The organism is Pseudomonas sp. NFX5, from assembly GCF_049132125.1.
GTDB lineage: Bacteria > Pseudomonadota > Gammaproteobacteria > Pseudomonadales > Pseudomonadaceae > Aquipseudomonas > Aquipseudomonas marginalis.
Window position 1 is genome coordinate 399,796 of sequence record NZ_JAFMZG010000009.1, and the last position, 24,894, is coordinate 424,689.

Below are 24,894 nucleotides of genomic sequence, written 5' to 3' on the forward strand. Positions count from 1 at the left end.
CAACACTCACAACGCCAGCGTGCGGGGGGTGTCACTTTGGCTAGGCCTTAAGTTATAGCCATCGGCCCAGGGTTTGACCAGCGTAAAAAAGCCGCAAGCCCGGAATAGTCCAGGCTTGCGGCTTTTTCGTGGCGGCGATCAGCGAGCAGTGATTTTCCACGCCCGGTGGATCTTCGCATTACGCGCAAAATCCGGATCGAGGGTCTTGTCGCTGATTTCCTCGACCGCATAGCGTTCGCTGAGATTGTCCTCCAGCTGGAACTTGCGGAAGTTGTTCGAGAAGTACAGCACGCCACCCGGTGCCAGGCGCGCCATGGCCAGGTCGAGCAACTGCACGTGGTCGCGCTGGACGTCGAAGATGCCTTCCATGCGCTTGGAGTTGGAGAAGGTCGGCGGGTCGATGAAGATCATGTCGAACTCATCGCGGCTGGCCTCCAGCCAGGCCATCACATCGCCCTGCTCCAGGCGGTTCTTGTCGGAAAAACCGTTGAGCGAGAAGTTGCGACGTGCCCAGTCCAGATAGGTCTTGGACAGGTCGACACTGGTGGTGCTACGCGCGCCACCCTTGGCTGCGTGCACACTGGCGGTGGCGGTGTAGCAATACAGGTTGAGGAAACGCTTGCCGGCCGCTTCCTTTTGGATACGCATGCGCATCGGACGGTGGTCGAGGAACAGACCGGTGTCCAGGTAGTCGGTGAGGTTGACCAGCAGCTTCACGCCGCCTTCGCTGACCTCGGTGAACTTGCCCTGGGCACTCTGGCGCTCGTATTGCTTGGTACCGCTCTGGCGCTCGCGGCGCTTGACCACCACGCGGCTCTTGTCGATGTTCAGCGCCTGGGGAATGGCCGCCAGGGCGTCGAACATGCGGGCCGAGGCTTTTTCCGGGTCGATGGATTTTGGCGCAGCGTATTCCTGGACGTGGACCCAGTCGTGGTACAGGTCGATGGCCATGGAGTATTCAGGCATATCGGCGTCGTAGACGCGGTAGCAATCCACCCCTTCACGCTTGGCCCACTTGCCCAGCAGCTTGAGGTTCTTTTGCAGGCGGTTGGCGAACATCTGCCCGCCTTCGCTCAGGCGCGCCTGCTCGACCACGGGGGCCGGGGCGGGCTTGATCGGGTTGCCGTTCTTGTTGTACTGGCGCTCCTGCGGCTCGACCGGAGCCTGGTCGTAAACGGCCTGCTCACGTTCGGCCTGGCGCTGTTCCGGGGTACGGCGCTCGCCGGTGACGAACTGATCCGGGTTGACCTTGATCAGCAGCAACTTGCACGGCAATGCGCCGTTCCAGAACGAATACTGCTTGTGGCTGCGGATCCCCATGCGCTTGCCCAGGTCCGGCGCGCCGGTGAACACCGCCGCTTCCCAGCCCATGCAGGCCTGGCGCAGGCGCTCGCCGAGGTTCTGGTAGAGGTACAACAGGCTGGCTTCGTCACCCAGGCGCTCGCCGTAGGGCGGGTTGCAGATCACCAGGCCTTTCTGGTTCTGGTCCGGGCGCGGCTCGAAGGTGCCGACTTCGCCCTGGTACACCTTGATCCAGTGGCTCAGGCCGGCGCGCTCGATGTTGTTGCGGGCGGGCTGGATCAGGCGCGGGTCGGCTTCGTAGCCCCGCACCCACAACGGCGGCTTGTTCATGCCAATGGCCGCGCGTTCAGTGGCTTCGGCGTGGAGTTTTTTCCACAGCGCCGGGACGTGGCCGAGCCAGGTGGTGAAGCCCCACAATTCGCGATTCAGGTTAGGTGCCATGTCGGCGGCAATCATCGCGCCTTCCACCAGGAAGGTGCCCACGCCGCACATCGGGTCAGTCAGCGCGCCGCCTTCGGCAGCAATGCGCGGCCAGCCGGCACGAATCAGGATCGCCGCCGCCAGGTTTTCCTTCAACGGCGCGGCGCCCTGCTGCAGGCGGTAGCCGCGCTGGTGCAGGCTGTGGCCGGACAGGTCGAGGGACAGGATGGCTTCGCCACGATCCAGGCGCAGGTGGATGCGCAGGTCGGGGTTGATCTTGTCGATGGACGGGCGTTCGCCGGTCGGGGTACGCAGCTTGTCGACGATCGCATCCTTGACCTTCAGCGCGCCGAAGTGGGTGTTGTCGATGCCTGAGCCGTGACCGCTGAATTCCACCGCCAGGGTACCGTCGGAGACCATGTGATCGGCCCATTCAATATCCAGCACACCGTGGTAGAGGTCTTCGGCGTCCTTCATCGGGAAGCGCTTGAGCACCAGCAACACACGGTTGGCCAGGCGCGACCAGAGGCATAGACGATAGGCGGTTTCCATGTCGGCCATGCCGCGCACGGCCGAGGTGTGCTCGCGGGCGTCCTCAAGGCCAAGCCCGACGGCTTCCTCGATCAGCAGGCCTTCGAGGCCCTTGGGGCAGGTGAGGAAGAGTTCAAAACGGTCCGACATGGGGCATTCCAGGCTTTTCAGCAATAAGTGAACGGGCGACGCATCGCCGGCTCGGTTTTCAATCAAGCACTTTTCTTGAAGAGTGCTCGCGTGGCACGAATGTGCCGTTCCACCCCGTCTGACGGGCCTTGGAGCCTTTATTGACGGGGCAGAGAGAGAATTTGACGCAACAAAAAGAAATATTCCGACCCTTCGTCGAATAATAACCGACTGCAACCAGCGGGCATTCTCACTAAAGGATTAAACCCGTCCTCTTTGCAGGGTGCATCATAGCTGGCTTTGCCCGACAAATGGGGCGAAAAGCCATCCCAGCTTATGGCTATAGCATCGTTATCGTTACGTGCTTATGACAAAACGATCATTGAATCCATGTGACCTATTGGTTAGAACTCAACACAGGTTGGCGCCGCAACGACGCCGACACATAGGCTCGCCACGCCGGCAGCGAGCCCACCAACGGCAGAAAAACTCTGCCCGGCCTCAGACGAGGCCGAAGGATATCAAGACAGTCAACAAGTGAGGGAAACACCCTATGAGAAGACTTAAGCGTGATCCGTTGGAAAGAGCATTTTTACGCGGATATCAATATGGCGTTCATGGCAAATCCCGTGAGCTTTGCCCATTTACTCTACCGTCGGTACGCCAAGCCTGGATCAACGGCTGGCGAGAAGGACGCGGCGACAACTGGGACGGTATGACTGGCACTGCGGGAATCCACAGACTCAACGAACTTCACGCCGTCGGCTAATCAAGGGCATTTAATTCCGACACCACCTCGAATATGTAGCGACTTAACCACGCACGCCCTATCCAGGCGGCGGGCTTCGGCCCAGGGGCTCCTCTTAAGGAGCCCTTTTTATTGGCGGTGTTTTTAATGACCATTCCCCGCCCAGCGTGCATCTACTATCAGCGCAAGGCCGCAATCGCATCCACTGACTGGCGGATCAGCGCCGGGCCTTTATAAATAAAACCCGAGTACAACTGCACCAGGCTGGCGCCCGCAGCGATCTTCTCGGCGGCATGCTTGCCTTCGGTAATGCCGCCCACCGCGATGATCGGCAAACGCCCGGCCAACTCAGCAGCCAGCACCTTGACGATATGGGTGCTCTTGTCACGCACTGGCGCACCCGATAGACCACCCGCTTCATCGCCATGGGCCAACCCTTCGACGCCGACACGGCTGAGGGTGGTGTTGGTCGCGATGACCGCATCCATGCCCGCATCCACCAGGGCCTGGGCCACCAGCACGGTTTCTTCGTCACTCATGTCCGGGGCGATCTTGATTGCCAGCGGCACGCGCTTGCCATGGCGCACGGCCAGGTCTTCCTGGCGTTGGCGCAGGGCTTCGAGCAGTTGCTTGAGCGAATCGCCGAACTGCAGGCTGCGCAAGCCCGGGGTGTTGGGCGAGCTGACGTTGACGGTGACATAGCTGGCGTGGGCGTAGACCTTGTCCAGGCAGATCAGGTAGTCATCCACTGCGCGCTCGACCGGCGTGTCGAAGTTCTTGCCGATATTGATACCGAGAATGCCCTTGTACTTTGCGGCCTCGACGCGCGACAGCAGATGATCGACGCCCAGGTTGTTGAACCCCATGCGATTGATGATCGCCTCGGCTTCCGGCAGGCGGAAGATACGCGGCTTGGGGTTGCCCGGTTGCGGTCGCGGCGTCACGGTGCCGATCTCCACAAAACCGAAACCCAACTGCGCGAAGCCATCGATGGCCGCACCGTTCTTGTCCAGGCCGGCGGCCAGTCCGACCGGGTTGGGGAAGTCGAGCCCCATCACCGACACCGGCATTTTCGCCGGTGCCTTGCATACCAGGCCATTGAGCCCCAGGCGGCCACCGGCGCCGATCAGGTCCAGGGACAGATCGTGGGAGGTTTCCGGGGAGAGTTTGAACAACAGCTGGCGGGCCAGGGTATACATGGGCGGGCTAGACTCGGATGGCGGCGAAAGGTGGCGGCGATTATAGCGGGGTGGCGGGGTGCATGCGAGGCGCGCCGCCCAAACGTCAGTAGCGTTGCTGTACCAGGGCCTCATAACGTGCCCAGATTTTTTCTGCATAGCGCATGCGCAACGCGTCGCGCTCAGGGCCGGAGCCGGGCCCGACATTGTAGGACCCCACCGCCGTCCAGTTGTAGCCAAAACGCTGGATAAACTCGGCCAGTATGGACGCCCCGACTTCCACCGACAGGCAGGGCTCACTCAACAGCCTTTCCTCGGTGATACCCAGCTTGAGCAGGCGAGGCAAATGGATACTGTTGATCTGCATCAGGCCGATATCCCGTGTGCCGTTACCGTTGGCGTAGTTCATCGCATCCGGGCGAAAATCCGACTCCACGGCGGCGATAGCCTGTAGCAACTCCGGCTCGATATCGTAGCGATGGGCGGTTTCCTCCCAGCAATAGGCCAGTGCCTGATTGCCGCTCGTCACCAGGCCAAGCCACAGCAGCCGGCGCCAGAACTCAGCCATGACTGACTTGGCCACAGGCCGAACACACATGCGGCACGGTATCCATAGGCCCGGGCCCCTGCCGCGCAGCCTTCACCGGGCATGTAAAGCGATACCCGCGACCATAAATGGTCTTGATAAAGCCTTTGTCAGCGCCAAGATGCTTGCGCAGCGAATAAATGCAACGGGTCAGCGACTCCTCGGCGACCTCCCCCTGGGGCCAGGCCAACTCCAGCAAACGATCCTTGGTCATCAGTGCACCGCCAGAGACCAACAACAGCCGCAAAACATGCAGCTCCTTGGGTGGCAACTGGACGTCGCTGCCGTCGCCGGTCAGGCGACCATCGCCATGCAGCGTCCACTGGGAAAAGAGCAGGGACGTCGTCGTCAACTCATCATTCACGACGGCCATATCTACCTCGACATCCGACTACTGACATTGAAGTCCTTATTTTCCAGTACTGGCTCTTGTGCCCACATCACGACTATAAAAAACCACCTTGCAGCCCACGCTAGGAAAAAACCCATACAGCCGACGCTTTTTAGCAACACCCTGTAAGACACTTCACCCACATACGTCAGGCGCTCCCCCATTTATAGACCTCGTGCAACTCAACACCCAACCGATCCTCCAGTTGCACCAACTCGCCCAATGCGAGCAACCGGCCATTAACCCGAACTTCCACGCAGTGGATGATGCCCGGCGACAATGGCAGCACCTTTCCAGCAGCAAAAGCTGCCAGGCGCCTGCGGCTGATCAGTTGTTCCTGTAGAAGAATTTCCAAATGCATGGGTCAACACCTTATTCACGGAGAGCTATCGCGACCCGGGCGTACAAACGCACGTTGCACGCGCTCGTATTGCGCCGCACTCAACGGTGGTGCGCCCACGCCTGTGGCCAACGCCTTCAACTCGCTACCCGCGGCCCGGGCCTGAATCACAAACAGGCGAACCTTGGCCGGGCCGGCTGGAGCGGTGCTGCGTCCCGGCTCATGCGCCTCACGGCTGAACGCTCCCAGCCACAGGCGCTTGCCCTGCGCGACCCTCACCACACTGCTGGCACTCACCCGTCCGACCGCGGTCGGTTTGCCGCGCCGCCCCGCCTGGCTCAATTGTCGACCATCCTCGACATGGAGCAGCATCTCGATCTGGTTCGCTTCGGCAAAACGCGGCAGTACGCTGACCTGGGAGCCGTATTGCACGGGCTTCCAATCAGCATGGTCGGCTCCGGGAGCAGGCAGGTAGAAGGTGTGGTTATCCTGGAACACGGCCGGCACATTCTCCTGGGTGAGAATCACCGGCAACGTCATCACCCTTGCTCGCCGCCGGCGCTCCAGCGTGGCGATTTGCGCCATCACGCGGTTATCGTCCATCGGCTCCAGAATGCGCGTGGCCTGGGCCTTCCCATCCTTGTCCCAGTCAAAACCCAGCTTTTTCAGCTCGTTACGGTCCACATCCACCATCCAGAGCGAGACTTCGATAGAACGCTTGGGCGTGTCCAACTCCGCCACCAGGCGCTCGATGAACCCCAACTGCGCAGGTTTACCCTTGATCAGCAGGCTATTGGTATCCGGGTATGCGATCACCACCAGGTTCTTGTCGGCCAGCGGTCCCTTCTGTTCGGAACCCAACAGGGTTTCGATCGTCGACGCGATTCCCGGCACCGTGACCTTTTCGTCACCCATGGCATAGCCGCGGTCTGCCACGTGGGTGTTGAGTACCTGAACGACAGCAAACGCCTGCTTACCTACTTGTAACTCAGCACGCTCGCGATCCATCAATTGGGCCAGGCGCAAAACGTGGTCGACATAATGAGGTGGGCCGGACACATCGAATGTGCGTGCCCCGCTCACGCGCAGGGGGTAGCGCGTCTCATCAAGCCCCCAACGGCGCATGAGGCCACGAAACCGCTCGACAGATATATGCCTCAGCACCACTGCCGAACGTTTTGCCTCGCTGGCGTTGTAGAGATAGAGCGCCTGGCCATCGCTGTACCAGATCAAGCCGTACTGCAACGCAAGCGTCTCCAGGGCGTGCAGCGGCATAGCGAGGTCAATGACCTCGCTGATGCGTATGCGCGCCACTTCACCGCTCACGACGATGGGCAGGCCCATGGGCACGGACAAGGCGGTAAAGACGGTATGCAGGCTCTCGTCCTGCGCCTGGTAGATTTCGCCCCGGGCACCGGCACTTCCCAGCATCAGCGCGGCAAGCAGCAGCCAGAGACAGGGAGTGGTTACGGAAAAGTGAGCGTACACCTGGGATTTCCTGGGCGGCCTGGCAGTAAGAAGCGGCCATACTGAGAGGCAGCCGAGTTTCAATCTTGATGAAAAGTTGACGGCTGGCGGCGCCCATCGGCCCGTGGCATGTGCCTTGCTACGGACTCTGTATCAAGGCGCGCACCAACGGCGGAGCGGGCTTACGGACAAAGGCGTCGTTACCCGCAATGGCCTTGCATCGCCATCTGAGGGAACGACGCTTTTTTGTGAAAGAAAAGGTAGGTGTTGATGAACGATTCGGTTGGCAACAGCCCGACGAACGACCCGCTGGCCTGGGTCAACGGCAGTGATGCCCCGGAAAAGAGCAGCCTTGACCTGGGCTTCATGGCCTTGAGCGATTGCGCATCCCTGGTGGTGGCGGCGACCCAGGGTTTCGCACAGCCTTATGGCTTGACCCTCAACCTCAAGCGCCAATCTTCATGGGCCAACCTGCGGGACAAACTGGTCAGCGGCGAGCTGGACGCCGCCCACAGCCTGTACGGGCTGGTCTATGCCGTGCACCTGGGCATCGGCGGCGTCGCACCTACCGACATGGCAGTCTTGATGGGGCTGAACCAGAACGGCCAAAGCATCAACCTGTCCCGCAGCCTGCAACAGCAGGGCGTGGTCACTCCTGAGGCGCTGGACCGTCATGTGCACCAAAGCCGAACAAAACTGACTTTCGCCCAGACCTTTCCCACAGGCACTCACGCCATGTGGTTGTACTACTGGCTGGCGAGCCAAGGCATTCATCCGCTACAGGATGTGGACAGCGTCGTGGTACCACCCCCGCAAATGCTCGCGCACCTGCAGGCCGGGCGTATCGATGGCTTTTGCGTCGGCGAGCCCTGGTGCGCCAGTGCCGTCAAGCAAAACCAGGGCTTTACCCTGGCGACCAGCCAGGCGATCTGGCCGAACCATCCGGAAAAGGTGCTCGGCTGCACCCAGGCATTTGTCGACCAGTACCCCAACACCGCCCGCGTGCTGGTGATGGCGATCCTGGAGGCCAGCCGCTTTATCGAGCAAAACACCGAAAACCGTCGCTCCACCGCACAACTGCTCAGTGGCCGCGAGTACCTCGATGCCCCGCTCGACTGCATCGAGCCGCGCTTGCTGGGCGCCTATGACGACGGCCTGGGCAACCAATGGCAGGACCCCCACGCCCTGCGTTTTTTTGCCGATGGCGAGGTCAACCTGCCCTACCTCTGCGATGGCATGTGGTTCATGACCCAGTTTCGACGCTGGGGCCTGCTGCGCGAAGACCCTGACTACCTGGGCGTGGCGCGCCAAGTGCAACAGCTGGCGCTGTATCGTCAGGCCGCCGAGGCACTGGGCCTCGGCGACAACGGCCAGGACATGCGCAGCAGTCAACTGATCGACGGCAAGATCTGGGACGGCTCGGATCCCGCCGGCTACGCGCGCAGCTTCCGCCTGCATGCCATGGCGAACCCTACCAGCCGCCAAGCCTTGCGCTGACAGGAGGATGTCCATGCTGCGAATCCTGTTGATCAACGACACGCCACGCAAAGTCGGCCGCCTGAGGACAGCGCTGATCGAGGCTGGTTTTGAAGTGATCGATGAATCCGGCCTGACCATCGACCTGCCTGCGCGCGTCGAAACGGTGCGCCCGGACGTCATCCTGATCGATACCGAGTCACCGGGCCGCGATGTGATGGAGCAAGTGGTGCTGGTCAGCCGCGACCAGCCCCGGCCCATCGTGATGTTTACCGACGAGCATGACCCCGACGTGATGCGCCAGGCGATCAAGTCGGGGGTCAGCGCCTACATCGTCGAAGGCATTCAGGCGCAGCGCCTGCAACCGATCCTCGACGTGGCCATGGCTCGCTTCGAGAGCGACCAGGCCTTGCGCGCCCAGCTCCAGGCCCGTGACCAGCAGTTGGCCGAGCGCAAGCGCATCGAGTTGGCCAAGGGCATGCTGATGAAAATGAAGGCCTGCAATGAGGAAGAGGCCTACACCCTGATGCGCCGCCAGGCCATGAGCCGCCAGCAGAAACTGATCCAGGTGGCGGAGCAGATCATCGCCATGAGTGAACTGCTCGGCTGAGCACACTACGGCCAGCATGTTGGCGCAGGACTTGCTAAGTAATCACCACAGGTAACCAACGGCGGTTGCCCCTTCACGACAAAGACGTCGCACACCCGGTTTGCCCTTGCGAACCCGGTGGCGGCGTTTTTTTGTTTTGGCCCCGGTAGCACGGGGCCGGTGGGGCGGCCTCAGCCGGCAGCTCCATCACCAGGCCTTCTTACAAGACTCCCAACCGTTGAGGTGCGTGATGAAATCAAGCTTCTGGAAATCCGGGCACACCCCGACCCTGTTTGCCGCGTTCCTGTATTTCGACCTGAGTTTCATGGTCTGGTATTTATTGGGCCCCCTGGCGGTGCAGATTGCCGCCGACCTGCACCTGACCACCCAACAACGCGGCCTGATGGTGGCGACGCCGATCCTGGCCGGCGCGGTGCTGCGTTTCCTGATGGGCATGCTGGCGGACAAGCTGTCGCCCAAGACCGCCGGGCTGATTGGCCAGGTGATTGTGATCGTCGCCTTGTTCAGCGCCTGGAAACTGGGGATTCACAGCTACGAACAAGCCTTGTTGCTGGGACTGTTCCTCGGCATGGCCGGCGCGTCCTTTGCGGTGGCACTGCCGCTGGCGTCCCAATGGTACCCGGCCGAACACCAGGGCAAGGCCATGGGCATCGCCGGTGCGGGTAACTCGGGCACGGTGTTCGCGGCGTTGCTGGCCCCTGTGCTGGCGGCGGCGTTTGGCTGGAGCAATGTGTTCGGCTTTGCGCTGATTCCGCTGATCCTGACGCTGATCGTCTTCGCCTGGCTGGCACGCAATGCACCCGAGCGGCCGAAAGCCAAGTCCATGGCCGATTACTTCAAGGCCCTGGGCGACCGCGACAGCTGGTGGTTCATGTTTTTCTACAGCGTGACCTTCGGCGGTTTTATCGGCCTGGCCAGCGCCCTGCCCGGCTATTTCAACGACCAATACGGCCTGAGCCCCATGACTGCCGGCTACTACACCGCCGCCTGCGTGTTCGGTGGCAGCCTGATGCGCCCACTGGGCGGCGCCCTGGCCGACCGTTTCGGCGGAATCCGCACCCTGCTCGGCATGTACAGTGTCGCGGCGATCTGCATTGCGGCAGTGGGTTTCAACCTGCCCAGCTCCTACGCGGCACTGGCGCTCTTCGTCTGCACCATGCTCGGCCTGGGTGCGGGCAATGGCGCGGTGTTCCAGTTGGTGCCACAGCGTTTCCGGCGTGAGATCGGTGTGATGACCGGCTTGATCGGCATGGCCGGCGGCATCGGCGGTTTCGCCCTGGCCGCGGGCATGGGCGCAATCAAGCAGAGCACCGGCAGCTATCAACTGGCCTTGTGGCTGTTCGCCAGCCTGGGCGTACTGGCCTGGTTCGGCCTGCATGGCGTCAAGCGTCGCTGGAGAACCACCTGGGGTTCGGCCGCAGTGACCGCTGCGCGCGTCTGATGAGCCTGCAACTGAGCGTCGCCCACGCCAGCGCCATCGGCCCACGGGCGGAAAACCAGGATGCGCTGCGGGTCGTCACCCCCGCAGCGGAACTGGCGGCGAGCAAAGGCTACCTGTGCGCCATGGCCGACGGTGTGAGCCAGTGCGCCGACGGCGGCCTGGCCGCACGCTCGACTTTGCAAGCCCTGGCCCTGGATTACTACGCCACGCCGCAAACCTGGGGTGTGGCACAGGCATTGGAGCGCTTGCTGCTGGCGCAAAACCGCTGGTTGCAGGCCAATGGCGGCGGCCAGCCGTTGCTGACCACCCTCAGTGCCCTGGTCTTTCGCGGCCAGCGTTTCACCCTGGCCCATGTCGGTGATTGCCGGGCGTATCGCTGGCTGGACGGTGAGTTGCAGCGCATCAGCGAAGACCATGTGTGGGAGCAACCGGGCATGCAGCACGTGCTCAAGCGTGCCCTCGGCCTGGATCAGCACCTGGTGCTGGATTTTCTCGACGGTCAATTGCGTGAAGGTGAGTGCTTCCTGCTGCTCAGCGACGGCGTCTGGGCCACCCTGGGCGATCACAGCATCAGCGCGATCCTGCGCGAACAAACCGACCTGGACCTGGCGGTCACCACGCTGGTCAATGCCGCACACCTGGCGGGCAGCCAGGACAATGCCAGCGCCTTGCTGGTGCGCGTCGACACACTCGGCGCTGCCACCCTCGGTGACGCCCTGGTGCAATTGCAGCAATGGCCCTTGCCACCGCTGCTGAAATCCGGGCAACGCTTTGAAGGCTGGCAGGTGGACAGCGTGCTGGCGCAAAGCAGGCAGTCGTTGCTGTACCGGGTGCGCGATGCCCAACAGCAGCCCTGGCTGCTGAAAACCCTGCCACTGAGCCGCGACGACGACAGCGACGCCGGCCAGGCATTACTGTCGGAAGAGTGGTTTTTGCGACGGGTAGCCGGGCGTGCCTTTCCTGAGGTGCACGCCGCCAGCGGGCGCCAGCATTTGTACTACGTCATGCGGGAATACCCGGGGCAGACCCTGGCCGAGCTGTTCCAGCACCAGGGCCCATTGCCCCTGGCGCAATGGCAGTCCGTCGCCGAGCGTTTGCTGCGCGCAGTCGGCATGCTGCACCGACGGCAGATCCTGCACCGCGACATCAAGCCGGAAAACCTGCTGCTGGGGGATGACGGTGAATTGCGCGTGCTGGATTTCGGCCTGGCCTACTGCCCGGGTCTTTCCGAGGACCGGGCCCACGTACTGCCCGGCACCCCGAGCTTTATCGCGCCCGAAGCGTTCAATGGCGACCGTCCGACAGCCCAGCAGGATTTGTACAGCGTAGGCGTCACCTTGTATTACCTGTTGACCGGGCATTACCCCTACGGGGAAATCGAAGCCTTCCAACGGCCTCGATTTGCCCAGGCTGTCAGCGCCAGCCGCTATCGCCCGGATCTCCCCGATTGGCTCCCCCTGAGCCTGGAGCGCGCCGTGGCTGCCCAGCCGGCGCATCGCTATGAAACCGCCGAGGAATGGCTGCTGGTGCTGGAACAGGCGGACCGCCATGAACTGAGCATCCGCCCCAGGCCCCTGCTGGAGCGCGAGCCGTTGAAGGTCTGGCGCACCTTGGGCCTGGTCTCGATGCTGATCAATCTGATTCTTCTGTATTCACTCTTTCACAACTGACGTCAGCTCTAGACGAGGAAAAACCCATGAACGCAAAAGTCTGGCTGGTGGGCGCGGGCCCTGGCGATCCGGAGCTGTTGACCCTCAAGGCTGTACGGGCCCTGCACGAAGCCGATGTGGTACTGATCGATGACCTGGTCAACCCCGCAGTGCTGGAGCACTGCGCCGAAGCGCGGGTGATCACGGTCGGCAAACGCGGCGGCTGCCGCTCGACCCCGCAGGACTTTATCCACCGCCTGATGCTGCGTTACGCCCGCCAAGGCAAGTGCGTAGTGCGGCTGAAAGGGGGTGACCCGTGCATTTTCGGCCGCGGTGGCGAAGAAGCCGTATGGCTGCGCGAACGCGGCGTCGAGGTAGAGTTGGTCAACGGGATCACCGCCGGGCTGGCGGGGGCAACGAATTGCGCGATTCCACTGACGTTGCGTGGCGTCAGCCGCGGTGTGACCCTGGTCACGGCCCATACCCAGGACGACAGCAGCCTTAATTGGCGCGCGTTGGCCGAGGGCGGGACGACATTGGTGGTGTATATGGGAGTGGCCAAGCTGGAGGAGATTCGCCAGCAATTGCTCGAAGGCGGGATGGCGGCAGATATGCCGGTGGCGATGATCGAAAACGCCTCACTGCCCCAACAGCGCGAATGCCGCAGTGAGCTGTCGCGGATGCATGAAGACGCACAGGCATTTGCCTTGAAGAGCCCGGCGATTCTGGTGATCGGCCATGTTGCGGCCGCCGAGCAGACGGCTTATGTCGCAGCCGCAGTCAGCGCCTGAGGCAAATTCCAGGCGAAAAAAAACCCGGCCGAAGCCGGGTTTTTTCTACATCTCAGTAATTACTGAGCGGTAGCTTCAACCGACGCTTCTACGCGACGGTTAACAGCACGACCAGCTTCAGTTGCGTTGTCAGCAACTGGGCGGGATTCGCCGTAACCTACCGCGGTGATGCGGCTAGGCTGAACGCCATCTTTAACCAGGACTTGCTTAACAGCGTCAGCACGACGCTGGGACAGCTTCTGGTTGTAGGCGTCTGGACCTACGGAGTCAGTGTGACCAGCAACTTCTACGTTGGTAGCTGGGTACTGAGCCATGAAGTCGGCCAGGTTTTTCACGTCGCCGTAGCTGTTAGGCTTAACAACGGCCTTGTCGAAGTCGAACTTAACGTCCAGCTCAACACGAACAACCTGGGCAACTGGAGCTTCTGGCTCTGGAGTTGGCTCTGGAGCTGGTGCAGGGGTAGGAGCTGGAGCAGCTGCGCCAGCGTTACCGCCGAAGTTCACGCCCAGGCCAACCAGTGCGGAGTAGTCCCACTTGCCGTTGTCCAGACCGTAGTCAGCTTCAACACCGGCACGAGCGTACAGGTTGTTGGTGAAGTAGTACTTCACGCCGGTACCAACGGTAGCGAAGGTAGTCTGGTCGCGACCGCTGTGGCCGTCAGCCTGGACGTTGGTACGGCTCTGGTGACCGAAGCCGCCTTCTACGTATGGACGCAGGCTGTCTACGCCAGCTTGACCGAAGTGATACTGGGCAACCAGGCTGCCGGTATCGCCTTTGATCTTCTGGTTACCAGTACCGTCGTTCGAACGGGTGTGGTTGGTCTTGTCGTAGGACAGGTTCAAGGACAGGTCGTCGGTCAGGAAGTAACCGATGCGAGCGCCAGGATTGAAGCCGTCTTCGATGTGCTTGACGCTATCGTTGTACTGCTTCTTGTAGAACAGCTCGCCTTCAACTGCGCCTTGGCCTTGTGCCAGAACGCCGAAAGAAGTAGCGGCAATAAGAGAACCAATGGCCAAGCCCAAGGTGTTTTTCAGTTTCATCCGTTAAATCCCCATCTGGTGATTGTAAAGCAGTCCCACAAACCGGGGGACAACTCGGCGACAAGTCTAACAGAACTTGCCTACACGTAAGAGATATTTGCCACGCACTAAGTTTCAGTCTCGCCCGCAAATTTCTCACGTAATTTATCTAGAGCACGCTTGTAACGCATTTTTGTAGCACTCAAACCCATGTGCATGATGTCAGCGATTTCCTGGAACTCCAGCTCTGCGACAAATCGTAGCACCAGAATTTCCCGGTCAATCGGGTTCACATACACCAGCCAGCGATCGAGTCCGCCCTTTTCCTCGGGTGCCGGCGCCTTTTCTTCAGACGCCTCCTCAAGGGGGTCCAGACTCAAGGCGTCCATCAAGCGACGCTTTCGCCGTTCCTTCCGATACTGCGTGATGCACTCGTTGTAGGTGATGCTGTACAGCCACGTCTTGAACTTCGATTTGCCCTCGAAGTTCTTCAGGCCGTACAGCACCTTGAGCATCACTTCCTGACAGACATCATCCGCATCTCTATCGTTCCCTAAATACCTTGAACAAACGTTGAACAGAGTGCGTTGATATCTGCGCATCAATTCTTCATACGCGCGAGTTACGTGAAACAGCTCCGTGTGCGAGCGCGCGACCAACTCCTCATCAGAGAGCTCACGGGGGTCATAGCGCGTGGACAGCGTTTGGGCTTTATTCAAAACAAGTCGTGCCGACAGTCAGGTCAATGTCCGCTACAGCCCGGTCAGCCGGGCTTGCGGCGGCGTACATTAGCAGGGTTTACCGGGTTAGCGGCTACTGACCTGCTGCTCGAGGAGAATCCGATTGGACAGCGACACCAGGTCGCCGTCATCGGTCAGCACCGTCGTCTTGACTGTGCCGATCTCCTCGATTTGCCCTTCGACCTCGCCCACACGCACCTGTTGCCCAACCTGATACAACTCACGCACATAGATTCCCGCGAGAATCTGGCCGGCAATTTCCCGGCTTCCCAAGCCCATGGCCAGCGCAACGGCCAGACCAACGGTAATCAAAACGATGACGATCACGTGGTTGAGCAGGTCAGTCTTGACCTCCAACTGGCTGATCGCGACCGAAATACTGATGATGATCACCAACCCCTGGGCGATGCGCCCCAGGCCAGCGGCATAATCCAACCCCACACCTTCAGCGGCGCCGCGCACCAGCCCATTGGCCAGTTGAGCAAGCAAAACGCCTACGAGAAGCACCAGCGCGCCGCCGAAAACCTTCGGTAAATACAGCGCCAGCATGTCGAGCGTAGCTGAAACTCGCTCAAGTCCAAGGGATTGCGCCGCAGAAACCAGAAAAATCAGCAAAACAAACCAATAGACGATCTTGCCGATCAACGTGGAGATCGGCACCTGCAACCCGGCGCGGCCCAGCAGCTTGGTCAGGCCAGTGCCGGCCATCAGGCGGTCAAGGCCCAGTTTCGCGAGCAATTTGGACAGCAGGGTGTCGAGCAGCTTGGCCACGACAAAGCCCAGCAACACCAGGACCAGGGCACCAAACAGGTTGGGGATGAAATTCGCCACCTTGGTCCACAATGCGGTCATCGCGGTGACCAGGCTCTGGGTCCAGAGATCAAGTTCCATATTCAATCAGCCTTATCAGCAGTGCGAGCAAGAGGTTTACGACGGGAAACCGGCGACACGTGGGCCGAACCGTTGTTCAGGGCCATCATCAACGCCGGCATCCAGCGGCCGAGCAGACCGAACAGGTCACCCGCGCCCACCTGACGGTTAGCGGTTTTCAATACGCGGCCCAGGCAGGCATCGTCGTCACGGTTGGACGGCGAGGCATTGAGCATGTCACGCAAAGACTGTTCGAACGGATCGTGCATAAAGACCTCTCGCAAGTGTTTTAAAAGACGAGGGTAAAATTCCTGGGGTCACATAGGCCCCTTCCTACGTTCAGGTCATATTCAGCTCAAACCCAGCGCAATCGTCGAAACAGCCACCATTGTCCGAGTGCCACCGAGACCATCAACAGGCATGCAATCACGAATCCGTAGGGGCTGGCAGAGAACGGTATGCCCCCCACATTTATACCCAGCAAACCGGTCAGGAAACTCATCGGCAGGAAGATTCCCGTGATGATCCCGAAGCGGTACATGGTGCGGTTCATGCGTACGCTCAAGCGTCGGTCTTCGGCCTCAAGCACAAGCCCCACGCGCTCCCGGGTCAATTCGAGTTCTTCCAGGTAGCGGGTCAGGCTGTTGTTCAATTCGTTCCAATAGTCGGCATCGTCGTCACAGAACCACGGCAATTTTATCCGCGTGAGCTGGGCAAAAATATCCCGCTGCGGCGACAGGAAACGCTTTAGCCCGGCCGCTCGGCGACGGATCTGCAAAACACTGCCATGTTCAGGTGTATACCGTTCGTCGGTATCGAGTTTTTCTTCCTCCGCATCGACGATTTCCGACAAATCCGTGACCAGATCCTGGACCTTGTTGGTCAGGTACTGCGCCATATAAAGGATGAGCTCCGAAGCGGTTTTCGGCCCCTTGCCATCCGCCAACTGCACCAGCAGTTCATCGGTGGCGCGCAACGGGCGCAGACGCAGGGAGATCACACGGCTGGCGGCAGCGAAGATACGTACCGAGACCATGTCTTCCGGCTCGGCCCCCGGGTTGAGGTTGACCCCGCGCAGGAACAGCAGCAACTCGGCATCCGGCAGCGGCAACAGGCGTGGGCGGGTGTTCTCCTCCAGCAGCAGGTCACAGGCGAATTCGCTCAAGCCACTGGATTTGCGCAGCCAGGTCTGGGTCTGGGGATGGCTGCGATCCCAGTGCAGCCACAGGCTTTCCTGGGGCTGCAGTTGCAAGTCGTCGAGCTCAGTCCGGGCAATCGAACGCGCACCGCCTTTACCGTCCAGCACCAGGGCATGCACCAGCCCCCACTGCGCGTTTTCTTCCTCGAACATCCTCACCCCTGTCGGTTATTGCGGTTTATTCAGGCATCTGCAGCGGGCTTGGCGAGACGATCACGCCATTGTTGTCGGCGTAGATGTACTCACCGGGGCGGAACGTCACACCCGCAAATGTCACCACGACGTTCAGGTCGCCGATGCCGCGCTTATCGGTTTTCATCGGATGACTGGCCAGCGCCTGTACCCCAAGGTCGGTCTGGGCGATCACATCGACATCACGGATGCAGCCATAGATCACCAACCCTTCCCAACCGTTTTTCGCGGCTTTCTCGGCGATCATGTCGCCCAGCAGCGCGCGGCGCAGGGAACCACCACCGTCGACCACCAGCACCTTGCCGGCGCCCGGCTGGTCGGCCTGCTCCTTGACGAGGGAGTTATCTTCGAAACATTTGATGGTGACAATCTCGCCGCCGAAGGAATCTCGGCCGCCGAAGTTGCTGAACATCGGCTCGACCACCTGCACCAGGTCCGGGTAGGCGTCGCACAGGTCGGGGGTCACGTAATGGTTCATTGAAAAATTCCTTTCCGTCAAAGAAGTGTCTTTCGAAAGAAGCGCCAGCAGGAGCCGGTGCGCAACATCCCATCCGCTTCATCGCAACGCAATAACCACGGCGCGACTGAATATGACCAGAAGCGTTTAACGCGTCATATATTAGCCGCAACCACACAAGAGCGAAACGCCCTTGGCAGAGCCCTGGTTCAAACTACGACCAATGCCTCGGGCTTGGCAGCCAATAAAGGTGCCAGCGGGTCGTTCAACCATTGCTCAACCAGCGGCCAGACCTCGGCCTGGGCGGCCTTGCTGACGAGCATTTCCACATGCCCGAAATCACCGCTGAACCCTTGCTGGCGCCCCAGGCACAGGTACTGACGGTGCTCGGAGCCGATCTGCTCGAACAGCTTACGGCACGCCCAGTCCGGATCCTGCCGATCGCCCGCCGCGCTGACGGCCAACAGCGGCACATCGACGTCCGCCAGGCCTTTCCACCAATCGCGCTTACCTTCGCCAAAGCGACCGAACAGGCCATTCCAGCGCATGGCTTCGATCAGCACGCCCGCCGGTTCGTCCTCCGGGCCCCGCTTGAGCCGCGAGCCGGACACTGCGCCGAAACGCTTCAACAGCAGACGGCCGGTCCACTCCACCGGGGGAAGTTTCAAGGGCCAGTGGCTGCGACTGACCTGACAGCCAAACAGCGCCACCGAGGCCACTGCCGGCGCCCCCAGGTGCTGCCCACCCAGGGCCGCCGCCAGGGTTGTAGCGCCGAGAGAATGACCCATCCAATGGGGAATCTGCGCACTTTGCTCACGCACAAAGGCGCCAATGGCCGGCAGATCGTAACGCGCGTAGTCGGCGACGCGGTTGCGGGCGTAGCCCTGGTTGCGCCGGGACAGCCCATGACCGCGCATTTCCGGGATCCACACATCGAACCCCTGGCGGGCCAGGTAGGCGCCCAGGCCGATCCCCTTGGGCGAATACCAGAAACGCCGGTTGGAAAAACTGCCGTGCAACAAAATAACCGGGATGCCCCGGTTTTCCGGGACATCGGCCAGGCCCAAACGGGTCACCGCCAGCTCGACGGTACCGTCGGGGCTGTTACCGGGCTTGAGGCGATACACGTCTTCACTCAGGTCGCCACGACGCTCAGCGCTGATCAGGGCGACAGGAAACAGGTTGCTGCTGCTTTGCATAATGCTCTTGCACAAAAAAGGGCGACGTCCGCAAGGATTCCGCCCTGTACAGATAAGAATGCCGGTCACCCTGACGGGGGACCGGCACTTTTGACATGGCGACCTCAGGCGGACGCTTGGCCTTCCGCCAGGAAGAACCAGGTTTCCAGCACGGAGTCAGGGTTCAGCGAGACGCTTTCGATACCCTGCTCCATCAGCCATTTGGCCAGGTCTGGGTGATCGGAAGGGCCCTGGCCGCAGATACCGATGTACTTGCCGGCCTTGTTGCACGCCTGGATGGCGTTGGCCAGCAGCTTCTTGACCGCAGGGTTACGCTCGTCGAACAGGTGGGCGATGATCCCGGAATCGCGGTCCAGGCCCAGGGTGAGCTGGGTCAGGTCGTTGGAACCGATGGAGAAGCCGTCGAAGAACTCCAGGAACTCTTCGGCGAGGATGGCGTTGGACGGCAGTTCGCACATCATGATCACGCGCAGGCCATTTTCGCCGCGGGACAGGCCGTTTTCGGCCAGCAGGTCGACGACCTGGCTCGCTTCGCCCAGGGTACGGACGAACGGCACCATGATCTCGACGTTGGTCAGGCCCATCTCGTTGCGCACACGCTTGAGGGCGCGGCACTCAAGCTCGAAGCAGTCACGGAACGCTTCGCTGATGTAACGCGAGGCGCCACGGAAGCCCAGCATCGGGTTCTCTTCTTCCGGCTCATAGAGCTTGCCGCCGATCAGGTTGGCGTATTCGTTGGACTTGAAGTCCGACAGGCGCACGATGACCTTTTTCGGGTAGAACGCCGCCGCCAGGGTGCTGATGCCTTCCACCAGCTTCTCGACGTAGAAGCCCACCGGGTCGTCGTAGCCGGCGATGCGCTTGTCCACGCTTTCCTTGATGTCCAGCGGCAGGCCGTCGTAGTTCAACAGGGCCTTGGGGTGCACACCGATCATGCGGTTGATGATGAACTCCAGGCGGGCCAGGCCCACACCGGCGTTCGGCAACTGCGCGAAGTCGAAGGCACGGTCCGGGTTGCCGACGTTCATCATGATCTTGAACGGCAGGTCGGGCATGGCGTCGATGGAGTTTTGCTTGATGTCGAAGCCCAGCTCGCCTTCAAAGATGAAGCCGGTGTCGCCTTCGGCACAGGACACGGTCACGCCCTGGCCGTCCTTGAGCAGTTGGGTGGCGTTGCCGCAACCGACCACTGCCGGGATCCCCAGTTCGCGCGCGATGATCGCCGCATGGCAGGTACGCCCGCCACGGTTGGTCACGATAGCGCTGGCACGCTTCATCACCGGTTCCCAGTCCGGGTCGGTCATGTCGGAAACCAATACGTCGCCAGGCTGGACTTTGTCCATCTCGGACACGTCCTTGATGATCCGCACCTTGCCGGCGCCGATGCGCTGGCCGATGGCACGGCCTTCCACCAGCACGGTGCCGGTTTCTTTCAGCAGGTAGCGTTCCATGACGTTGGCCGAGGTACGGCTCTTCACGGTTTCCGGGCGGGCCTGCACGATGTACAGCTTGCCGTCGTCACCGTCCTTGGCCCATTCGATGTCCATCGGGCACTGGTAGTGCTTTTCGATGATCATCGCTTGCTTGGCCAACTCGCTGACTTCCGCGTCGCTCAGGCAGAAGCGCGCGCGCTCGGCCTTGTCGACGTCCACGGTTTTCACCGAACGACCGGCCTTGGCCTCGTCGCCGTAGATCATCTTGATGGCCTTGCTGCCCAGGTTGCGGCGCAGGATGGCCGGGCGGCCGGCTTCAAGGGTGTGCTTGTGCACGTAGAATTCGTCGGGGTTGACCGCGCCTTGTACAACAGTTTCGCCCAGGCCGTAGGCGCCGGTGATAAACACCACGTCACGGAAGCCCGACTCGGTGTCGAGGGTGAACATCACGCCGGCGGTGCCGGTTTCCGAACGCACCATGCGCTGCACGCCAGCGGACAGGGCCACCAGCTTGTGGTCGAAACCCTGGTGTACACGGTAGGAAATGGCACGGTCGTTGAACAGCGAGGCAAACACTTCCTTGGCGGCACGGATCACGTTTTCCACGCCGCGGATGTTAAGGAAGGTCTCTTGCTGGCCGGCGAAGGAGGCGTCGGGCAGGTCTTCGGCGGTGGCCGAGGAGCGCACGGCGACGGCCATGTCCGGGTTGCCGGCCGACAGGGTGGCGAAGGCGGTGCGGATTTCTTCGTTGAGCTTCTCGGGGAACTCGGCTTCCATGATCCATTGGCGGATCTGGGCACCGGTTTTGGCCAGGGCGTTGACGTCATCGACGTCCAGGGCATCCAGCGCGGCGTGGATCTGAGCGTTGAGGCCGCTCAGTTCGAGGAAATCGCGGTAGGCCTGGGCCGTGGTGGCGAAACCACCCGGCACCGACACACCTGCGCCTGCAAGATTACTGATCATCTCGCCGAGGGATGCGTTCTTGCCCCCTACGTGCTCTACATCATGGACGCCGAGCTTATCGAGGGAAACTACGTACTCTACCAAGGTGATCTCTCCACTAACTGTGTTGGAAAAGCTCAGGACGCCGGCTGCTCGTAGGAGCGATTACCCGCGTTTGTGGCCTGGACCTGGAAAATAAGTGAGAATGCGGCCCACTATGGGGACGGCAAAATCGCGCCTATCATATCCAAGATTCGTCATCAGCTTAAGGCCCAGGGCTCAAATGAAACGATCTGCTTTCTTTATCTCCGACGGCACCGGCATTACCGCCGAAACCCTGGGTCAGAGCCTGCTCGCGCAGTTCGAAAACAATACCTTCGCCAAATTCACGCGGCCCTATATCGACAGCGTGGATAAAGCGCGGGCCATGGTACAACAAATCAATCTGGCGGCTGAAAAAGACGGCTTTCGGCCGATCATTTTCGACACCATCGTCAATCAAGACATCCGTGAGATTCTCGCAACGTCGAATGGTTTCATGATCGACATTTTCTCGACGTTCCTGGCGCCGCTGGAGCAGGAGTTGAGCGAACACTCCTCCTATTCGGTCGGAAAGTCCCATTCCATTGGGCATAACTCCAATTATATGGAGCGTATCGAGGCGGTGAACTTCGCCCTCGACAACGACGACGGCGCCCGCACTCACTACTACGACAAGGCCGACCTGATCCTGGTCGGCGTGTCGCGCTGCGGCAAAACGCCCACCTGCCTGTACATGGCCATGCAATTCGGCATCCGTGCGGCCAACTACCCGCTGACCGAAGACGACATGGAGCACCTGACGCTGCCCGCCGCGCTGCGCGCCCATTCGCACAAGCTGTTCGGCCTGACCATCGACCCGGACCGTCTCACCGCCATCCGCAACGAGCGCAAGCCCAACAGCCGCTACTCCAGCTATGCCCAGTGCGAATTCGAAGTGCGCGAAGTAGAAAATCTGTTCCGTCGCGAGAACATTGCGCATATCAATTCCACGCATTTTTCGGTGGAAGAGATTTCGGCGAAGATTCTGGTGGAGAAAGGTGTGGAGCGGCGCTTCAAATAATGTCTTGAGACACTGCTTTACCGTGGTGAGCGGGCTTGCCCCGCGCTGGGCTGCGAAGCAGCCCCAACCCAGTCAGCGAGAACTGGCTGACACACCGCATTTATCTTGATTGGGGCTGCTGCACAGCCCAGCGCGGGACAAGCCCGCTCACCACAACGAGCCTGCTCACAGCATGGACGTCCACTCGCTATAGGTGAAACCGCCCTCCCCCTTGCCCCAACGCCGTCGCCAACGCATCAAACCCCGCCCGCAACAACTGATCATCCCCCGAGGTATTGCAGATACTCGCCCGAATGAACTGCGGCACCGCCGTCTGCCCCACGGCAAACGCCTCGGCGGTGGCGATCAGGTAATTATTCTGCTTGAGCTCCGCCTCGATTTCCGACGCGCGCCAGGGCTCCGGCACCTCGATCCAGAAGTGCGGGCTGTTCAGGTGGGTGCGGTACGCCAGGCCGGCCAACAGGTCCTGCACCAGGGTCTTGCGGCGGCTGATCTCGTTGATCTGTTGGCGCAGCAGGTATTCCGCCGTGCCGTTTTCGATCCACTGCGTCGCCAGTTCCAGGGTCACCGGCGTGGCCATCCAGCAGGTGGAGCGCAACGCCGCCGAGATACGGCTGACCAGCGCCGGGGGCGCATGCACATAGCCCACACGCAGCCCAGCAGACACGGCCTTGCTCAGGCTGCTGATCAAAATCGTACGTTCGGGGGCAAAATGGCTGAGGGGCGGTGGACGGTCTTCAACCAACACGCCGTGGGCTTCGTCCTCAAGAATCAGCAGATTATGTTCCCGGCACACCTTCACCAGGGCTTCGCGGCGCGCCACGGATAACACCGCCGTGGTCGGGTTCTGGATGGTCGGCGTGCAATACAGCGCTGAAACCCGGTGATTACGACAGACTTCATCCAGCGCGCTCGGCAGCACGCCTTCTTCGTCCATCTCCAGGCCGATCAGGCGGATACCCAGCATGCGAGCCGCGGTGATCAGCCCCGGGTAAGTCAATTGTTCGGTGACCACCGTATCGCCGGCGCGCAACAGGGCCATCATCGCGCACAGCAGGCCATGCTGGCCGCCGTTGACGCAGATCACCTGCTCGGGGATCGGATGAAAATCACGCTGCACCAGCCACTGCGCGCCCGCGTCGCGATAACGCGGCAGGCCGGCATCGGGGGTGTAGGCGCTGATGTCCTGGAGGAACTTGGCGTTGGTCGACAGGGTTTGGAAGCTCTGTGCCAGGAAGGTGGTTTCCTGACCCGGGATATGCATGTTGCGACTCATGTCGAAGTACTGGCGCGGCTCCTCGCTGAAGTTACGAAAGCCTTCATCACGCTGGCGCTCCATCCCACGCTTGCGGACGAAAGTGCCGTCACCCACTCGCGCTACTACCAAACCCAGACGCTCCAGCTCACCGTAGGCCCGGCTGATGGTGCCGATGGTCACCCCCAGATTGTCGGAAAGCACCCGATGAGGCGGCAGTTTTCGTCCCGGCTCAATCAAGCCTTCGAGGATGCCCCGTTCCATGACATCGGACAGGCGCTTGTACTTCACGCCCTGCCCGTTGGACAACCCCTCACGCATAATTGACACCATGTCAATATTTGTTTTGACAGCCATCTTTCGCCCTAATAGTGTGCTTTTACGGGTTCAATCGCCGAATTTCATAACTCATTACAAGTTCAATATAGAGTTCAATTCAGGCTCAGGGAAGCAATAAACGATGCCAATGTCCGCCGTTCTCGAAAACACCGCCAAAACCAAAACGCAAAAACAGTGGCTGGCCGGGCTGGTGACCAGCGTGATGTTCCTGATCGTGTGCCTGAGCTGGGGCACCACGTGGCTGGGGATCAAGATCGCCGTGGAGAGCGTGCCGCCGCTGACGTCCGCCGGCCTGCGCTTCCTGATCGCCTTCCCGCTGTTCCTGTGCTTTGCCAAGGTGCGCCGCGAGCCCATCCTGTTTCCCCGCGAGAGCCGCTGGTTCTTCGTGTTCGTGACCCTGTCCTACTTCAGCGTGCCCTACTACCTGCTCAACTACGGCGAGATGCATGTGTCATCCGGTCTCACCGCCCTGCTGTTCAGTTGCATGCCGGTATTCATCCTGATTTTCTCCGCGTTGTTCCTGCGCGAGCGCATCTACTTTTCCCAGGTGGTCGGCATCGGTATCGGCTTCGGCAGCCTCTACATGATCATCAGGAGCCAGGGCCTGCACCTGGACCACGCCGAGTTCCTGGGGGTACTGGCGATCCTGGCGGCCGCGATCATGCACGCCTTGTGCTACGTCATCACCAAGCAAAAAGGCAGCGCCATCAGCGTGATCACCTACAACACCCTGCCCATCGGCATTGCCGGGCTGATGCTGTTCGTGGCCGGGTTGTGGTTTGAAACACCGACCTTTGAAGCCATCACCCTGCGCTCCTGGAGCGCGCTGTTCTACCTGGGGCTGGTGGCCTCGGTGGGTGGGTTCATCGTGTATTTCATGCTGCTCAAGCGCTTGAGCCCGATCATCCTGTCGTTCGTGTTCATCATCTTCCCGGTGTTCGCGGTGATCATCGGCGCCTGGTACGAAGGCGTGGCGATTTCCCGCGACCTGATGCTGTATTCGGCCATCCTGCTGGCCGGCTTTGCGATCACCAAATTGCCCATTGAAAAACTCCTGGCCAAGAAAAATTGACCCGCCATCAACGCGAG

General features: G+C 60.9%; 23 protein-coding genes. 8 read left to right on the top strand and 15 right to left on the bottom strand.

Annotated elements, in window-relative coordinates:
• Positions 1-138: 138 nt before the first annotated feature.
• Positions 139-2,403 (bottom strand): bifunctional 23S rRNA (guanine(2069)-N(7))-methyltransferase RlmK/23S rRNA (guanine(2445)-N(2))-methyltransferase RlmL, encoded by a 2,265-nt coding sequence (gene rlmKL, locus J1N02_RS05795; protein ID WP_027603698.1) that lies wholly within the window; start codon positions 2,401-2,403, stop codon positions 139-141.
• A 532-nt stretch (positions 2,404-2,935) separates the two neighbouring features.
• Between rlmKL and rmf the strand changes: the two genes are divergently transcribed.
• Complete coding sequence (gene rmf / locus J1N02_RS05800) at positions 2,936-3,151, top strand: ribosome modulation factor (RefSeq protein WP_002553055.1); 216 nt, start codon at positions 2,936-2,938, stop codon at positions 3,149-3,151.
• A 158-nt stretch (positions 3,152-3,309) separates the two neighbouring features.
• Here the strand turns inward: rmf and J1N02_RS05805 are convergent, their stop codons facing one another.
• The 5 genes from J1N02_RS05805 to sctC all read right to left on the bottom strand — a co-directional run bounded on the left by J1N02_RS05805 (position 3,310) and on the right by sctC (position 7,056).
• The gene (locus J1N02_RS05805) at positions 3,310-4,329 is read right to left on the bottom strand and encodes a quinone-dependent dihydroorotate dehydrogenase (RefSeq protein WP_092486772.1); all 1,020 of its coding nucleotides are present in this window, start codon (positions 4,327-4,329) and stop codon (positions 3,310-3,312) included.
• Positions 4,330-4,414: 85 nt separating this feature from the next.
• Positions 4,415-4,876, bottom strand: coding sequence for a transglycosylase SLT domain-containing protein (locus tag J1N02_RS05810; RefSeq protein WP_027603696.1), 462 nt, complete (start codon positions 4,874-4,876; stop codon positions 4,415-4,417).
• On the bottom strand, positions 4,869-5,267 hold the full coding sequence (locus J1N02_RS05815) for a winged helix-turn-helix domain-containing protein (RefSeq protein ID WP_027603695.1): 399 nt from the start codon (positions 5,265-5,267) through the stop codon (positions 4,869-4,871). Before J1N02_RS05815 ends, J1N02_RS05810 begins: the two co-directional genes overlap by 8 nt.
• 166 nt (positions 5,268-5,433) lie before the next feature.
• Complete coding sequence (locus J1N02_RS05820; RefSeq protein WP_027603693.1) at positions 5,434-5,646, bottom strand: FliM/FliN family flagellar motor switch protein; 213 nt, start codon at positions 5,644-5,646, stop codon at positions 5,434-5,436.
• Positions 5,647-5,661: 15 nt separating this feature from the next.
• Positions 5,662-7,056: a type III secretion system outer membrane ring subunit SctC gene (sctC, locus tag J1N02_RS05825; protein WP_368961350.1), complete on the bottom strand. Its 1,395-nt coding sequence runs from the start codon at positions 7,054-7,056 to the stop codon at positions 5,662-5,664.
• 306 nt (positions 7,057-7,362) lie between these two features.
• Between sctC and J1N02_RS05830 the strand changes: the two genes are divergently transcribed.
• From J1N02_RS05830 to cobA, 5 genes are all read left to right on the top strand, one after another.
• The gene (locus J1N02_RS05830; protein WP_368961327.1) at positions 7,363-8,589 is read left to right on the top strand and encodes a CmpA/NrtA family ABC transporter substrate-binding protein; all 1,227 of its coding nucleotides are present in this window, start codon (positions 7,363-7,365) and stop codon (positions 8,587-8,589) included.
• Positions 8,590-8,602: 13 nt separating this feature from the next.
• A complete protein-coding gene (locus tag J1N02_RS05835; RefSeq protein WP_027603690.1) occupies positions 8,603-9,178 on the top strand; it encodes an ANTAR domain-containing response regulator in 576 nt (191 codons plus the stop codon).
• Between the two features lie 229 nt (positions 9,179-9,407).
• Positions 9,408-10,619 (top strand): nitrate/nitrite transporter, encoded by a 1,212-nt coding sequence (locus J1N02_RS05840; RefSeq protein WP_027603689.1) that lies wholly within the window; start codon positions 9,408-9,410, stop codon positions 10,617-10,619.
• Positions 10,619-12,289: a bifunctional protein-serine/threonine kinase/phosphatase gene (locus tag J1N02_RS05845; RefSeq protein ID WP_027603688.1), complete on the top strand. Its 1,671-nt coding sequence runs from the start codon at positions 10,619-10,621 to the stop codon at positions 12,287-12,289. The genes J1N02_RS05840 and J1N02_RS05845 overlap by 1 nt, the downstream gene beginning before the upstream one ends.
• A 26-nt stretch (positions 12,290-12,315) precedes the next feature.
• Positions 12,316-13,059, top strand: coding sequence for a uroporphyrinogen-III C-methyltransferase (gene cobA, locus J1N02_RS05850; RefSeq protein WP_065924776.1), 744 nt, complete (start codon positions 12,316-12,318; stop codon positions 13,057-13,059).
• Between the two features lie 59 nt (positions 13,060-13,118).
• Here cobA and J1N02_RS05855 read toward each other — a convergent pair whose 3' ends face one another.
• From J1N02_RS05855 to ppsA, 8 genes are all read right to left on the bottom strand, one after another.
• Complete coding sequence (locus J1N02_RS05855; protein ID WP_027603686.1) at positions 13,119-14,099, bottom strand: OmpA family protein; 981 nt, start codon at positions 14,097-14,099, stop codon at positions 13,119-13,121.
• A gap of 107 nt (positions 14,100-14,206) precedes the next feature.
• Positions 14,207-14,797: an RNA polymerase sigma factor SigX gene (gene sigX / locus J1N02_RS05860; RefSeq protein ID WP_010208495.1), complete on the bottom strand. Its 591-nt coding sequence runs from the start codon at positions 14,795-14,797 to the stop codon at positions 14,207-14,209.
• A gap of 87 nt (positions 14,798-14,884) precedes the next feature.
• Positions 14,885-15,709, bottom strand: coding sequence for a mechanosensitive ion channel family protein (locus J1N02_RS05865; RefSeq protein ID WP_003175519.1), 825 nt, complete (start codon positions 15,707-15,709; stop codon positions 14,885-14,887).
• A 2-nt stretch (positions 15,710-15,711) separates the two neighbouring features.
• A complete protein-coding gene (locus tag J1N02_RS05870; protein ID WP_015885347.1) occupies positions 15,712-15,957 on the bottom strand; it encodes a hypothetical protein in 246 nt (81 codons plus the stop codon).
• A gap of 86 nt (positions 15,958-16,043) precedes the next feature.
• Entirely contained in the window at positions 16,044-17,039 is a 996-nt protein-coding gene (locus J1N02_RS05875) for a zinc transporter ZntB (protein WP_027603685.1), read from the bottom strand.
• Between the two features lie 25 nt (positions 17,040-17,064).
• Positions 17,065-17,556 (bottom strand): ribonuclease E activity regulator RraA, encoded by a 492-nt coding sequence (gene rraA, locus J1N02_RS05880; protein WP_027603684.1) that lies wholly within the window; start codon positions 17,554-17,556, stop codon positions 17,065-17,067.
• Between the two features lie 188 nt (positions 17,557-17,744).
• Entirely contained in the window at positions 17,745-18,734 is a 990-nt protein-coding gene (locus J1N02_RS05885; RefSeq protein ID WP_027603683.1) for an alpha/beta fold hydrolase, read from the bottom strand.
• Positions 18,735-18,838: 104 nt separating this feature from the next.
• On the bottom strand, positions 18,839-21,214 hold the full coding sequence (ppsA, locus tag J1N02_RS05890; RefSeq protein WP_027603682.1) for a phosphoenolpyruvate synthase: 2,376 nt from the start codon (positions 21,212-21,214) through the stop codon (positions 18,839-18,841).
• Between the two features lie 178 nt (positions 21,215-21,392).
• Here ppsA and ppsR point away from each other — a divergent pair, with 178 nt between their 5' ends.
• Entirely contained in the window at positions 21,393-22,211 is an 819-nt protein-coding gene (gene ppsR / locus J1N02_RS05895; protein ID WP_027603681.1) for a posphoenolpyruvate synthetase regulatory kinase/phosphorylase PpsR, read from the top strand.
• Positions 22,212-22,398: 187 nt separating this feature from the next.
• On the opposite strand, the gene J1N02_RS05900 is transcribed toward ppsR, so the two are convergent.
• Complete coding sequence (locus J1N02_RS05900; RefSeq protein WP_027603680.1) at positions 22,399-23,823, bottom strand: PLP-dependent aminotransferase family protein; 1,425 nt, start codon at positions 23,821-23,823, stop codon at positions 22,399-22,401.
• A gap of 160 nt (positions 23,824-23,983) precedes the next feature.
• Here J1N02_RS05900 and J1N02_RS05905 point away from each other — a divergent pair, with 160 nt between their 5' ends.
• Complete coding sequence (locus tag J1N02_RS05905; protein ID WP_161985727.1) at positions 23,984-24,877, top strand: DMT family transporter; 894 nt, start codon at positions 23,984-23,986, stop codon at positions 24,875-24,877.
• Positions 24,878-24,894: the final 17 nt, after the last annotated feature.